Genomic DNA, 12,361 nt, shown 5'->3' with positions numbered 1-12,361 from the left:
ACGCCAAAGCCAATTAAGTCGCAATCGCCGTGAGTTGTATATCCCTGAAAGTTCCGATGTAATTTGCCGTCGCGCTGGGCAATGGCTAGCTCGTCATCCGGTAGGGCAAAGTGATCCATGCCGACATAGTGGTAGCCTGCCGCATCCAGTCTTCGAATAGCATGTCCGAAAATGTGCAGCTTCTCTTGGGCCGAGGGTAAGTCATCGTCGCTGATGCGTCGCTGAGGCATAAATCGCTGCGGTAAATGGGCATAGTTGAAAATAGATAACCGATCCGGGCGCATATCAATGATGGCATCGAGCGTTTTATCGAAGCTTTCAACCGATTGATGTGGCAAACCATAGATAAGGTCAATATTGATAGAACGGAAGCCTAATTCTCGTGCCTCAATCATAACGGCGCGAATCATACTCTCGGGTTGGACCCGGTTAACCGCCGCTTGAACGCGTTCGTCTAGGTCTTGTACTCCATAGCTCAAGCGATTAAATCCCAGTTCGCGCAAGCGTTTGAGTGTGTTTGGGCGGAGTTCGCGCGGGTCGATTTCTATCGAATAATCAGCACTGTCGGTCGTGCTGAAAGTAAATAACTTGCGTAAAAACCCCATCAAATCAGTAAGTTGATCATCGCTTAAGAATGTCGGTGTGCCGCCACCTAAATGCAGTTGCTCAACGCAGCGAGAGCCTCCGAGTAACGCATGTTTCATTCTAATTTCGGTTTTCAAATGTTCTAAATAGGGAATCGATCGTCCTTTGTTTTTCGTCACTATCTTATTGCAGCCACAGTAGTAACAAACATGAGTACAAAAGGGGATGTGAAGATAAAGAGAGAGTGGCGCATGACTGGGATGGCATAGCGCAGAGCGCTCTAACTGGTCGGAATCAACATCGCGAAACTCTACTGCCGTTGGAAAGGACGTGTAACGAGGTCCTGCGGTATTGTAGCGTTGGATCATTAATGGATCCCAGATAAGGTGCTCTGACATATTAGGCAACTCTGCAGGTGAATCTAGCTATTGAATCGGCGCAGTCTACTCACCACTATCTGGGCTTATCTTGTTCCACATCAAAAATTAGCCGTTGAGAGCAAAATAAATAGCATTTAGTCGCTAATTGCCTTGATTTTGGCACCTTTTGCACGTTTGATAGGCGGATCCTGAAATCTGTATAACAATTCTCAGTTGCGAAACACGGCTTCTGAGATCTGTAGTCAAACGAGGTTGGTTATGCCTAAGAAGCCGTTTACGCCGGAAGAAATTGCGGCCCAACGTGAACGAATTATGGATAGCGCATCAAGTGTAATGGCTGAAGTCGGTTTTCATCACTTATCAATGAGAAAACTAGCGTCTCAATTAGGCATGACGGCGAGTAATATCTATAATTATTTCCCCAATAAGGAGGCCTTGTTTGTTCACACTCGACGTCGCGGGTTTGATATGGCGTTTGCCGATCTGAATGAGCAAATGGCGAGCTCAACTAATGCTACTGCTGCATTGTATGCCTTTGCTGGCAACCTTATTGATTTCGCCCAGCGTTATCCTGGGTACTACCAGCTGATGTTCCAGCCACCGTTATTGAGCCTAGATAATACTGAAGGCGTTGATCAAGAAATCCAATTGCAAGTCAGTCGCATGGTGGATGAGTGGCAGTCGCACTTATTGTCATTGTTAGCCGACGCTGTTCCTGCCATCGGTAGTAAAGGTGATGCTTTAAAGAAACAATTGGCGCTATTTTTTGTGTCGTCGTTGCACGGGTTAATTGACTCCTATCGGTACAAGGCACTTCCGCAGTTGCTATCGGGTGTTGACTTGATTCCTGATGACGTCGTGCAAACGCACATCGGCTGGTTGCTGTCGGCATTAGAGCGTCAAGCCGAAACGGCTCACTAGAAACGCTAAACAATTTAAAAGCCCAGCTTAGTGCTGGGCTTTTTTGTTGGAATATTGTGTGTTTTTCCTGTGCTAAACTCTGCGAAATATCATGATATAAACTCACAACAAGCATCTTACTGGTGCTGGCTTGATATAAACTCACAACAAGCATCTTACTGGTGCTGGGTTGATATTGATCATTAACCTGACGCGGCCAGAATTCTATGCAGCAACGCATTCTGATACTTCATACCGGTGGCACCATAGGCATGGAAGCTTCCGCTGACGGCTATCGGCCCGCACAAAATTTCTCGGCGCTATTAGCAGAAAAACTGCGCGGGTACGCGCTCCCAGCCTATGACCTAGTACAATTAGATATGTTAATAGATAGTGCAGATTTATGTCCTAATGATTGGTCGCGGATTGCTTGTCCGCTGACAGAACAGTGGAATAATTATGACGGTTTTATCGTATTGCATGGTACGGATACTATGGCTTATACCGCCAGTGCTCTGTCTTTTATTCTGCATGAAATGGACAAGCCGGTAATCATGACGGGATCGCAAATTCCTTTGGGTTCGGCTAGTACTGATGCGCTGAATAATTTGCTCAATAGCTTTTTTCTGGCCGTTAATCCTGATATTAAAGAGGTCTGTATTTGTTTTGATGGTCGGCTATTGCGAGGAAATCGCAGCACCAAAGTAAATAGCATGAATCTAGATGCTTTTGACTCTCCGAATTTACTCTGGTTAGGAGAAATAGGTGTAGATCTTCATCTTAACAATCAACTTTTACTGTCAGCAGGCCCCCTCAATCCTCGTGCACTGACCTTTGATCCTAGTGCGGTTGCGATACTAACCATTTTCCCTGGAATACAGGCGAGTATGGTTGAGCAAATACTTAAAATAGACGGTCTGAAAGGACTTATTTTACGTAACTACGGTGTTGGCAATGTGCCATCCCGTAATAGCGCACTGATTCAAGTAATTGAAGACGCGGTTAAGCGCGGAATTGTCGTGGTAAATGTTAGTCAGTGTTTGGCGGGGGGGGTGTTTCAGGATACCTACGCGTCGGGATCAATATTGAGCAGAATAGGTGTTACCTCTGGCTGTGACATGACAACCGAAGCAGCTTTTGCCAAGCTGCATTATTTACTGTCATGTGGCGAATCTGCGGACGTTATTCGCAATAAAATCTCTGTGCCCTTACGTGGGGAGAGTATTTAAGCTGCATGGCCTAGTCACGGGTTCAACTCATCCTGGCGTTCTGCCTTCTAAGTGATAAACAAACGCTAATATCTCGGCGATGACTTGATACAGCTGTCGCGGTATCTCGTCTCCTAGATCGAGTTGGCTAAGCCAGCTGACTAATTCAGCGTTTTCATACACAGGTACTTTGTGCGCAAGTGCGAGCTGAATAATGGCTTGGGCAAGATCATCTTCGCCTTTGGCGCTAATTTTGGGCGCGGTTAAGCCGTCATAACTAATGGCAATGGCTTCGGTGCTTTCAAACAGGCTATCCGGCAGGCTCATGTGTGAATATCCACTAGCGAATGTTGAATGTTGCCGTGTTCTTGTGGTGGCAGTTGGCCGTGCTTAGCTTGCAAGCTTTCGACATTAACACCTAGCTCCGTAAGGCGTTGTCGTAACGGGGCAATGGCTTGGTTAATTCGGGCTAAAGTATCCGGTTGTTGCGACCAAAAGGTGGCCGACATGGTGGGCATACGTAGATCGAGATCGACATCCAACGGCCCTAGTTCAGTCAGGTTGAAGTGCAGTTTTATGCGCCAACGGCTTTGGCGTTTCATTTCATTGTCTTGATTTCCTTCGCCCTCGTCTTCACGCTGCATGCGCATAGGTATATCGCGCAGTTGATTGCCATCGCGATACAGCAGGGCTAGTGAGGTTTGCAATTGCTCACTACTGGATTGCACCATGCGAAATTGTTCCACTTCATGCTGTGCTAGGGTCGATTGCAGCAAGCGAAAGGCGTCGGGTACGTCATCGGCTGGAGCGCTAAATGACAATGGCAGATTGCTGGTCATCGCTCCGCGTCCGCCGGATAGCTGTCCTTGCCAGTCGACAAATGCTTTGGCTAATGCACCTTTGAGATTGTGTGTGAGTAATTTAGCCAATGCTTGATCATCGCTGAGCGGAATATGCCCGGCGTTAATGAGTGATTTCGCAGCGCTTTCTGTAGCGAGGGCAGCAGTGCTTGCTGGAGTGGTGTTCTTGGCGGTGTCGGTTGATTGGCCTCTATTTAATAGAATCGCAATCGCGTCGCTGAGTGTGCGCAGCTGCTTATTGCCCTGGCTAGTGTCAGTGCTGGTTGGGCTGAATATTTGTCGTAAGCCTTGGCGCAAACTAAGGCCGTTTATGCTTGTTTCCATGTTCATGCTATTCGGCACAGCACTCGTACTAGGGAGGGGGGGGCCTGAATTCGCGAGTGGCGCAGAAGGGGAGTTGCGCCATAGTTGTTGAAATAGCGACGGTGGCGAGCTGTTTTTTATAGCCGATGGTAATTCGGCATTCGGTAATAGTTTTTGTACGACGTGCTGCAACAGTTGCCGTTCGTATTGTTGTGGCGAGTTGCGAACAGCACTTTCTACTTGGCTGCCCTGGTTTAGTCCGGGCCGCTCAGGTTGTGCGGCGATAAATTGGTTTAGGCTTTGGCGTACGCTTTCCGGCAGTTGTTGCGCCAGTAAGGCATTGATGGCACTGCTAGCACTTGGCATTGAATTAGTGTTGGTTGCCGAACTGGCAACAGGGTTGTTCGCTTGGTTTAAACCAGACGTTAGCATCTTCAGTGTTGCAGGCATTACTTGCGCTTGAGTCGCCGCAGGTAAGCGGCTGGCGAGCCATTGACTGACTACCGCGCTAGGTACCGGCGCCTTACTACTGACCGCTCCTTTTAAAACTTGCAGTAGGCTGGTCGTAGGATTTGATGCTGGGCGCGTTTCAGCGCTATTGGCCAAGGTGTCTGCTGTTTTGCTCGGTACTGGCGCTTTTGTCGGTGCTAATTCGATAGCGTCGACATTCAATTGTGGTTTGCCATTAGCATCCTGGCTCACTGTAACCGTTACCCGACTATCGACGGGGAGGGGTAACCGACTATTTACCTTCAGCGTTTTACCGTCGACTTCGAGCGTTAATTGCCATTCGGGTTTGGTGGATGCTTTAGAGTGAGCGCTATTCTCGGGCTGGGGCTGCAGCTTACTGGCGACTACTTTAGCTTCGGCTTGTGCCGGTTGGCTGCTGTTCTGGATGCTTGTGGCAGCTTGAACCGAGGATTCAACACTCGCAGGGGTGCTACTGACACGCGCCGAAGCGAGCGTTTTCGCGGTGAATAATGGAATAGAATCGCTTTTCATACGTAAGATATCGGCGGCCATTGACGCATCTTTACCCATCATAGTTGCCTGAGCTCAGGTTCGTCAGCCTGTTTTTGGTTATAATGCGGCCGCGCTGGTATACCAGTTGCGATAAATCACTATTAAGAGGTTCCGATGACGGCCCAAAAACGAGCCAGTCAGATAGAGTTAACAGCCAATTCATTGACCTGTGAGCGCGATGACCGTGTGTTATTCGAGCAGTTGTCGGTGCATGTGGCCAATGGCGATTTATTGCAGTTGGTAGGGCCAAATGGCGCAGGTAAAACAACCTTGCTGCGTTTGTTAGCGGGATTGAATCAAGATTTTGATGGTGACGTTTTTTGGCGTGGTGAGCCGCTCCAGCGAGTGTATGCCAGTTATGCCCATCAGCGTTTATACATGGGGCATTTGTCTGCAGTTAAACGCGCGCTAACACCGATTGAGAATTTACGCTGGTTAACTAGCCAATGGAATGTCGCGGATGACATTCTCTGGCAGGCGTTAGAGCAGGTTTCTTTAGCGGGTTATGAAGAAACCGTCTGTCAGCAGTTATCCGCTGGGCAACAAAGACGCGTCGCGTTGGCGCGGCTATGTGTGTGTCCGGCACCGTTGTGGATTTTGGATGAACCTTTCACCGCACTCGATCACTACGGAGTATCTTGGTTAGAACAGCAACTGGAACAGCATGTTGCCAAAGGTGGCGCTGTTATTATTACTAGCCATCATGCTCTTCAAGGAATTCCGTCATTGCGTCAGCTTGAGCTTGGGAGTGTGCACCCATGAGCTTGATTGGTTCGACGATTAAGCGCGATTTACTATTAGCCGCGCGTAATCCCGGCGAGTGGGCGAATCCTCTGATGTTTTTTTTAATGGTGGCCGCGTTATTTCCATTGGCCGTTGATCCTGCCCCGGCGTTTTTGGCAAAAATTGCGGGTGGAGTGATTTGGGTGGCCGCTTTATTGGCCACCTTATTGTCGTTAGATGGATTATTTCGTGCGGATGTTGAAGACGGCTCATTAGAGCAATGGTTGGCATCAGGTGAATCCTTGTATGGTATGGCGTTGGGTAAGGCGTTAGTGCATTGGTGTATTAGCGGTTTGCCGTTAACCCTGATGTCACCTGTCTTAGGCTTGATGTTGGCTCTGCCCACTGATGCCTATGGGGCTTTGGTTTTAAGCTTAGCGGTCGGCACTCCCATTCTGAGTTTATTGGGGGCTGTAGGAGCAGCACTAACGGCAAGTGTACGTAGTGGTGGATTGTTACTCACTCTATTAATTTTACCCCTGTATATTCCAGTTTTGATTTTTGCGGCCAGTGCGGTTTATCACGCCGGTATCGGCATGCCTTACAATGGCCAGGTAGCGATGTTAGGTGCGATGTTAGCGCTGGCATTGGCGTTAACACCGTTTGCTGCAGCAGCAGCACTCAAATTAAATTTATCGCGGTAATTTTGTTATGTGGCAATGGTTAACACAGCTCTATCATCGAATGGGTTCCCCGAAATGGTTCTACGAGTTAACCACGCCGTGGATTCCTTGGTTGGCCGTGATTTCTATTATCGGCACTGTGGTCGGTTTGGTTCTCGGTTTAGCCTATGCTCCGGCGGATTATCTGCAAGGTAATAGCTTCCGTATTATTTATATTCATGTGCCGGCGGCCATTTTGGCGCAGAGTGCCTTTATGATGATGGCGATAGCGGGTGCCATATATTTGATTTGGCGCATGAAAATGGCCGCTTGGGTAGCAAAAGTCATTGCTCCGATTGGAGCGTCACTTTGCTTGATTGCGATACTGACTGGGGCCATTTGGGGTAACCCGACTTGGGGGACTTGGTGGGTTTGGGATGCGCGCTTAACGTCAATGTTAATGCTGCTATTTTTGTACTTCGGTGTTATTGCATTACAGCGAGCGATGGAGTCGGAAGATGCCTCTTACAAAGCCGGTGCCATTCTGTCGTTGGTGGGACTGGTGAATATCCCTATCATCAAATACTCGGTTGAATGGTGGAATACCTTACATCAGCCAGCAACGCTTAAGCTGACAGAAAAGCCATCGATGGACCCCGACATGCTGGTGCCTTTGTTGATTATGATTGTGACCAGCTATGTGTTTTTTGCCCTATTGGTGATACTGAATACGCGCAACGAAATCTTGTTGCATGAACGCAAGCGCAGCTGGGTAAAGCAGTTGTTAAGTGGTCAGGAATAGGACTCGCGCTATGGAATTTAATAGTTTTGCAGAATTTATCGCCATGGGAAAACACGGACTCTATGTCTGGTTGTCCTATGGAATCACAGCCGTGATCGTTGCGGTCAACGTGGTGCAGCCAATCTTGCGCCGTCGTCGTTTAATGAAAGAGCAAGCACAACGCTTGCGTCGGGAGAAGCATAATGCACCCTCAGCGTAAAAAACGTCTTACGTTAATTGTATTTTTAGTCATTGCCGTAGGTTCTGCGGTTGGCTTACTAATGTACTCGCTTACGCAGAATATCAATCTGTTTATGACTCCAACACAAATTGCCAATGGTGAAGTTGAACCGGGTCGTACTATCCGTGCCGGTGGCTTAGTAGAGGTCGGCAGTGTAGTGCGTGACGGTTTAAGTGCCAGCTTTGTGGTCACAGACGGTGCATCCGAAGTGACCATCACCTATGAAGGCATCCTGCCAGATTTATTCCGCGAAGGTCAGGGCATTGTGGCACTGGGCAAACTAAATACAGATGGCGTTTTTATTGCCTCTGAGGTTTTAGCAAAACACGATGAAAATTATATGCCGCCAGAAGTAAAAGACGCGCTCGAAAAAGCGCACCTTGAGGGCAAACAAGCGCTGGAAGCGGCAAGGGATTAATAACATGACAGAGCTTTACAGTATGGTGCCCGAATTCGGTCAGTTAGCATTGATATTTGCTTTTGTCTGCGCTGCTTTCCAAGTGGTTGTTCCATTGGTGGGAGTGAATCGCCGAGCGCCTTGGCTAATGGCGTACGCCCGTCCCTTGGCTACTGGCCAAGCGGTATTTTTATTAATATCGTTATTTTCCTTAGCGTATTGCTTCGTTGTCGATGATTTCTCCGTGGCTTATGTCGCCGCCAACAGCAATACCGCGTTACCAACCCCGTTTAAAATCAGCGCTGTATGGGGTGCCCACGAAGGCTCCTTGCTGCTTTGGGTGACTATGCTGGGCTTATGGGGTATGGCAGTTGCTTGGTTAAGCAAGACTCTACCGATCGACATGATTGCCCGGGTGTTGGCAATTATGGGTATGGTTTCGGTAGGGTTCATTTTATTCACACTGGAAACCTCAAATCCATTCAGCCGTAATTTACCCTCAGCCCCGGCTGAAGGCAGTGACCTTAACCCTTTGCTGCAAGATTTCGGTTTGATTGTTCATCCACCGACCTTGTACATGGGTTACGTTGGTTTATCGGTAGCTTTTGCCTTTGCTATTGCGGCATTAATGAGTGGTCGTTTGGATGCTGCTTGGGCACGTTGGTCACGCCCGTGGACAACCGCTGCATGGATTTTCTTAACCGTAGGGATCGCACTGGGTAGTGGGTGGGCGTATTACGAACTTGGCTGGGGGGGCTGGGGGTTCTGGGATCCAGTAGAGAATGCGTCTTTAATGCCTTGGTTAGTCGCGACGGCATTGCTACATTCGCTGGCAGTAACTGAAAAGCGAGGGTTATTTAAAAGCTGGACTGTTTTACTTGCAATCTTTGCCTTCTCATTAAGTTTATTAGGAACTTTCTTAGTTCGCTCTGGGGTGCTGACATCGGTTCACGCATTCGCCTCCGATCCAGAACGCGGTATTTTTATTCTCGCGTTGCTCGGTATTTGTGTTGGGGGGTCTTTACTGTTGTACGCTATCAAAGCTCCTACAGTTGCTTCCTCTGGTCGTTTTGAACTGGTTTCGCGCGAGATGTTTTTACTGCTAAATAACTTACTCTTAGTAGTAATCGCCTTAGCTATTTTAATCGGTACTTTATATCCGCTTGTGTACGATTTTATGGGACTGGGCAAATTGTCCGTGGGTGCCGCTTGGTTTAATACCATGTTTGTACCGCTTAGTGTTGGTCTTGCGGTGGTGGTGGGTGCAGGTGCTATGTCGCGCTGGAAAGTCGATTCGCTTTCTCGGATTGGCACCATGCTTTGGCCTGCAGCGATAGCAGCGATTGTCTTCGGCATTATTACGCCAATGATTATTAGCGGTGAATTGAAAGGTATGGTGGTACTTGGTTTAAGTGTCAGTATTTGGCTCACGCTTGCCACATTTATTGATGTTTGGAAGAAAGCGCGCGGACAAATCACTCGAATTCCTAATTTAGGAATGAGTTATCTCGGTATGATTCTGGCGCACTTAGGTGTGGCTGTGACGATTGTCGGTGTGACTATGGTGGCGAATTACAGCACGGAAAAATCCGTACGTATTGCTCCAGGTGAACGCGAAACGCTGGGCGATTATGTCTTTGAATTTGCTCAAGGCGGACACATTACTGGGCCGAACTACACCTCGGATGCCGTACGCTTTAATGTATATGAAGATGACGAATTAATTAGTACTTTGATGGCGGAAAAGCGTCGCTATACCGCACGTGGCTCGGTGATGACAGAAGCAGCAATTGATGTCTCTTTGTTCCGTGATTTATATGTCTCTATGGGTGAACCATTAGATAACGGTGCTTGGGGCATGCGCTTACAGGTTAAGCCGTTTATGCGTTGGGTATGGCTTGGCGCTATCTTCATGGCGTGCGGTGGTTTCTTAGCGATGCTGGATAAGCGTTATCGTCGCCGTGTTGAGAAAAAAGTATCGGTATCAAAAGGTGCTGAATTGGGAGGAGTAAACGCATGAATCGTGGCTTGCTTTTTATCCCTCTTGGTATTTTCGTCCTAATGGCGGTAGTGTTTTGGGTCGGTCTTGGCCAAGAAGATAAAACCAGCTTACCGTCGCCGTTAATTGATCATCCATTTCCTGAGTTTTCATTGAAGGTTTTAGAGGATGGTCGTGCTGTTTCAAAAGCTGATATTTTAGGCGCTCCAGCATTAGTCAACGTGTGGGCTACTTGGTGCCCGACTTGTAAGCAAGAGCACGCTTTCCTAAATGAGCTGGCTAGCCAAGGTGTTCGTATTTTTGGGATTAACTACAAAGACAATAACGAGAAAGCGAAAGACTGGTTGATGTCTTTCGGTAATCCGTACTTATGGAATTTATCAGATCCTAATGGTCAGCTTGGTTTAGAGCTGGGTGTATACGGTGCACCAGAAACCTTCTTAGTAGATTCTAACGGTATTATTCGCGCTAAACATATCGGAGATTTAAATCCTAAAGTTTGGCAGACATTGAAACTTCAATTTGAGGCGATGGAATAATGCGCAATTACTTGGCCTTTATTGTTTTTACATTTTTTAGTCTACCGGTGCTTGCTGTAGTTGATGGTGAAAAGTATCCGTTTGATGATCCTACTGATGCGCGTCGTTTTGAATTGTTAGCAGAGGATTTACGCTGTCCTAAATGCCAGAATCAAAACCTAGCCGATTCAAGTGCTCCGGTTGCCGCCGATTTGCGTGAAAAGGTATATACCTTGATGCAAGATGGTCAAACTGACGATCAAATTGTAGATTATTTGGTTGCACGCTACGGCGATTTTGTTCGTTACAACCCACCGTTTCGTATGAATACTTTATTCTTGTGGGGCGGGCCTGTGGTTGCTCTATTGCTGGGGCTGTTGCTCATCGTCGGCATTCGTCGCGCACAAAAAAAACCAGTTTCTGATTTAAGCGACGCGGATAAAGCGCGTATCGAAGCATTAAAGAAAGAATACTTAGTAAGCCAATCTACAAATAAGGCCGACCCTTCATGATTTGGGCATTATTACTATTGCTAACGGCGGTATTGTTCGTCGTTTTATTGCAGCCATTATTAAAGAGTAGCGATGCTGATTTGGATGCAGACTCTTCCTCACTTCAGCAAAGCGAGAATTTACGTTTGCATCAAACTCGTAACGCAGACATTGATGCAATGGATGTATCGGAAGATGAAAAAGCGGCACTGCGGTTAGAGTTAGATCGTGAATTATTAGCCAGTGCTAGCCAAGTAACAGCCTATGGAGCGGCGCCGAGCAAAACCTTACGGGGTGGATTTCTTGCATTGGTAATTGTGGTTGCGGTGAGCGCTACTGTGCTTTTGTATCATCAATGGGGTGCGGGTAATGCCATAGCCGCTACGGCGTTACTGGATAAAGCCAGTTTAGTAGAGCTTTCTGAAAAAGAACGAGCGGAATTAATCGAACGTTTAACGTTAGCAGCGAAAAAAGATCCCGGGCAAATGGAGTGGAATTATTTGCTCGGTCGATTATTAAATGCTCAAGGTGATTTTAGCCAAGCAGCGGCAGTGTTTGCCGATATTTTAGCGGCATTGCCAGCTGAGGCGGCACAAGATAGAGCCGCAACTATGACATTACTGGCACAGGCGCGTTTTTTTGCTAACGATCAAGTAGCTGATGAAGAAACTTACGGTCTAGTTGAGCGAGCGCTAGAATTAGCGCCTAATCAACGCCAAACTATGGGCATCGCAGGAATTTTAGCCTTTGAATTAGGTCACTACAGCGATGCGATTAATCATTGGAAGGAGCTTTATCTTGGCATGTCGGAAGGGCCAGAATCGCAGTCGTTAGGCCAAGGTATTGAGCGCGCTGCTAGTCTTGCCGCCGAGCAGGGTGAAGAAATTGATCTAAGTTGGATGGAGCGTGCTCAAATCCAAGTATTTGTTGCGCTCTCGGATGCCGCTAAAACTGCAGTAAATAGTACAGATACTGTGTTTGTATTAGCGAAAGCCGTCAGCGGCCCTCCAATGCCTCTGGCCGTACAGCGTTTAACGGTGGCAGACTTACCTCAGGTTATTACGCTTAGCGATGCTCAGGCGATGGCTGCGGGCTTACAATTGAGTAATTTTGCTGAGGTAACGGTTATTGCGCGCGTTTCTCGCACTAATCAACCGATCGCACAGCCGGGTGATTGGCAAACGCAGATTTCGCCTGTTGCCACTCGCGGTACCGATTTGTTAAATCTCAGCATTGATCAGCGTGTTGAATAACAGTCTTAGTTGAATGAAAAAGGCCGGTATTTATGCA

Annotated in this window: 14 protein-coding genes; 11 read left to right on the top strand and 3 right to left on the bottom strand. The window is 47.6% G+C overall.

Features of this window, described 5'->3' with window-relative positions:
* The coding region (hemN, locus tag UXZ23_RS13145; RefSeq protein ID WP_320821015.1) for an oxygen-independent coproporphyrinogen III oxidase at positions 1 to 983 on the bottom strand (983 nt) is incomplete at its 3' end.
* A 240-nt stretch (positions 984 to 1,223) separates the two neighbouring features.
* On the opposite strand from hemN, the gene UXZ23_RS13140 reads away from it, so the two are divergent.
* Both UXZ23_RS13140 and UXZ23_RS13135 read left to right on the top strand, forming a co-directional pair.
* Positions 1,224 to 1,886 carry a TetR/AcrR family transcriptional regulator gene (locus UXZ23_RS13140; protein ID WP_320821014.1) on the top strand — a complete coding sequence of 221 codons (663 nt, stop codon included), beginning with the start codon at positions 1,224 to 1,226 and terminating at the stop codon, positions 1,884 to 1,886.
* 206 nt (positions 1,887 to 2,092) lie between these two features.
* Positions 2,093 to 3,094 carry a type I asparaginase gene (locus tag UXZ23_RS13135; RefSeq protein WP_320821013.1) on the top strand — a complete coding sequence of 334 codons (1,002 nt, stop codon included), beginning with the start codon at positions 2,093 to 2,095 and terminating at the stop codon, positions 3,092 to 3,094.
* 27 nt (positions 3,095 to 3,121) lie between these two features.
* On the opposite strand, the gene UXZ23_RS13130 is transcribed toward UXZ23_RS13135, so the two are convergent.
* A complete protein-coding gene (locus tag UXZ23_RS13130) occupies positions 3,122 to 3,400 on the bottom strand; it encodes an EscU/YscU/HrcU family type III secretion system export apparatus switch protein (RefSeq protein ID WP_320821012.1) in 279 nt (92 codons plus the stop codon).
* Entirely contained in the window at positions 3,397 to 5,280 is a 1,884-nt protein-coding gene (locus UXZ23_RS13125) for a flagellar hook-length control protein FliK (RefSeq protein WP_320821011.1), read from the bottom strand. Before UXZ23_RS13125 ends, UXZ23_RS13130 begins: the two co-directional genes overlap by 4 nt.
* 93 nt (positions 5,281 to 5,373) lie before the next feature.
* Here UXZ23_RS13125 and ccmA point away from each other — a divergent pair, with 93 nt between their 5' ends.
* Genes ccmA through ccmI form a run of 9 tightly spaced genes read left to right on the top strand, consistent with a single transcriptional unit; the run spans position 5,374 to position 12,324 of the window.
* Positions 5,374 to 6,021 (top strand): cytochrome c biogenesis heme-transporting ATPase CcmA, encoded by a 648-nt coding sequence (gene ccmA, locus UXZ23_RS13120; protein WP_320821010.1) that lies wholly within the window; start codon positions 5,374 to 5,376, stop codon positions 6,019 to 6,021.
* Positions 6,018 to 6,686: a heme exporter protein CcmB gene (gene ccmB, locus UXZ23_RS13115; RefSeq protein WP_320821009.1), complete on the top strand. Its 669-nt coding sequence runs from the start codon at positions 6,018 to 6,020 to the stop codon at positions 6,684 to 6,686. The genes ccmA and ccmB overlap by 4 nt, the downstream gene beginning before the upstream one ends.
* Before the next feature lie 7 nt (positions 6,687 to 6,693).
* Complete coding sequence (locus UXZ23_RS13110) at positions 6,694 to 7,446, top strand: heme ABC transporter permease (RefSeq protein WP_320821008.1); 753 nt, start codon at positions 6,694 to 6,696, stop codon at positions 7,444 to 7,446.
* A gap of 10 nt (positions 7,447 to 7,456) precedes the next feature.
* Positions 7,457 to 7,645: a heme exporter protein CcmD gene (gene ccmD, locus UXZ23_RS13105; protein WP_320821007.1), complete on the top strand. Its 189-nt coding sequence runs from the start codon at positions 7,457 to 7,459 to the stop codon at positions 7,643 to 7,645.
* The gene (gene ccmE / locus UXZ23_RS13100; protein WP_320821006.1) at positions 7,629 to 8,084 is read left to right on the top strand and encodes a cytochrome c maturation protein CcmE; all 456 of its coding nucleotides are present in this window, start codon (positions 7,629 to 7,631) and stop codon (positions 8,082 to 8,084) included. The genes ccmD and ccmE overlap by 17 nt, the downstream gene beginning before the upstream one ends.
* 22 nt (positions 8,085 to 8,106) lie before the next feature.
* Complete coding sequence (locus UXZ23_RS13095) at positions 8,107 to 10,083, top strand: heme lyase CcmF/NrfE family subunit (RefSeq protein WP_414491474.1); 1,977 nt, start codon at positions 8,107 to 8,109, stop codon at positions 10,081 to 10,083.
* Positions 10,080 to 10,601, top strand: a complete 522-nt coding sequence (locus UXZ23_RS13090) for a DsbE family thiol:disulfide interchange protein (RefSeq protein WP_320821004.1) — start codon at positions 10,080 to 10,082, stop codon at positions 10,599 to 10,601. The genes UXZ23_RS13095 and UXZ23_RS13090 overlap by 4 nt, the downstream gene beginning before the upstream one ends.
* Positions 10,601 to 11,092 carry a cytochrome c-type biogenesis protein gene (locus tag UXZ23_RS13085; RefSeq protein WP_320821003.1) on the top strand — a complete coding sequence of 164 codons (492 nt, stop codon included), beginning with the start codon at positions 10,601 to 10,603 and terminating at the stop codon, positions 11,090 to 11,092. The genes UXZ23_RS13090 and UXZ23_RS13085 overlap by 1 nt, the downstream gene beginning before the upstream one ends.
* On the top strand, positions 11,089 to 12,324 hold the full coding sequence (gene ccmI, locus UXZ23_RS13080; protein ID WP_320821002.1) for a c-type cytochrome biogenesis protein CcmI: 1,236 nt from the start codon (positions 11,089 to 11,091) through the stop codon (positions 12,322 to 12,324). The genes UXZ23_RS13085 and ccmI overlap by 4 nt, the downstream gene beginning before the upstream one ends.
* Positions 12,325 to 12,361: the final 37 nt, after the last annotated feature.

Origin of the sequence: Thalassolituus sp., from assembly GCF_034111725.1 — a bacterium.
Taxonomy (GTDB): Bacteria; Pseudomonadota; Gammaproteobacteria; order Pseudomonadales; family Oceanobacteraceae; genus Thalassolituus.
The sequence above is the reverse complement of the archived record's forward strand: the minus strand, read 5'-3'. Positions and strand labels throughout refer to the sequence as shown.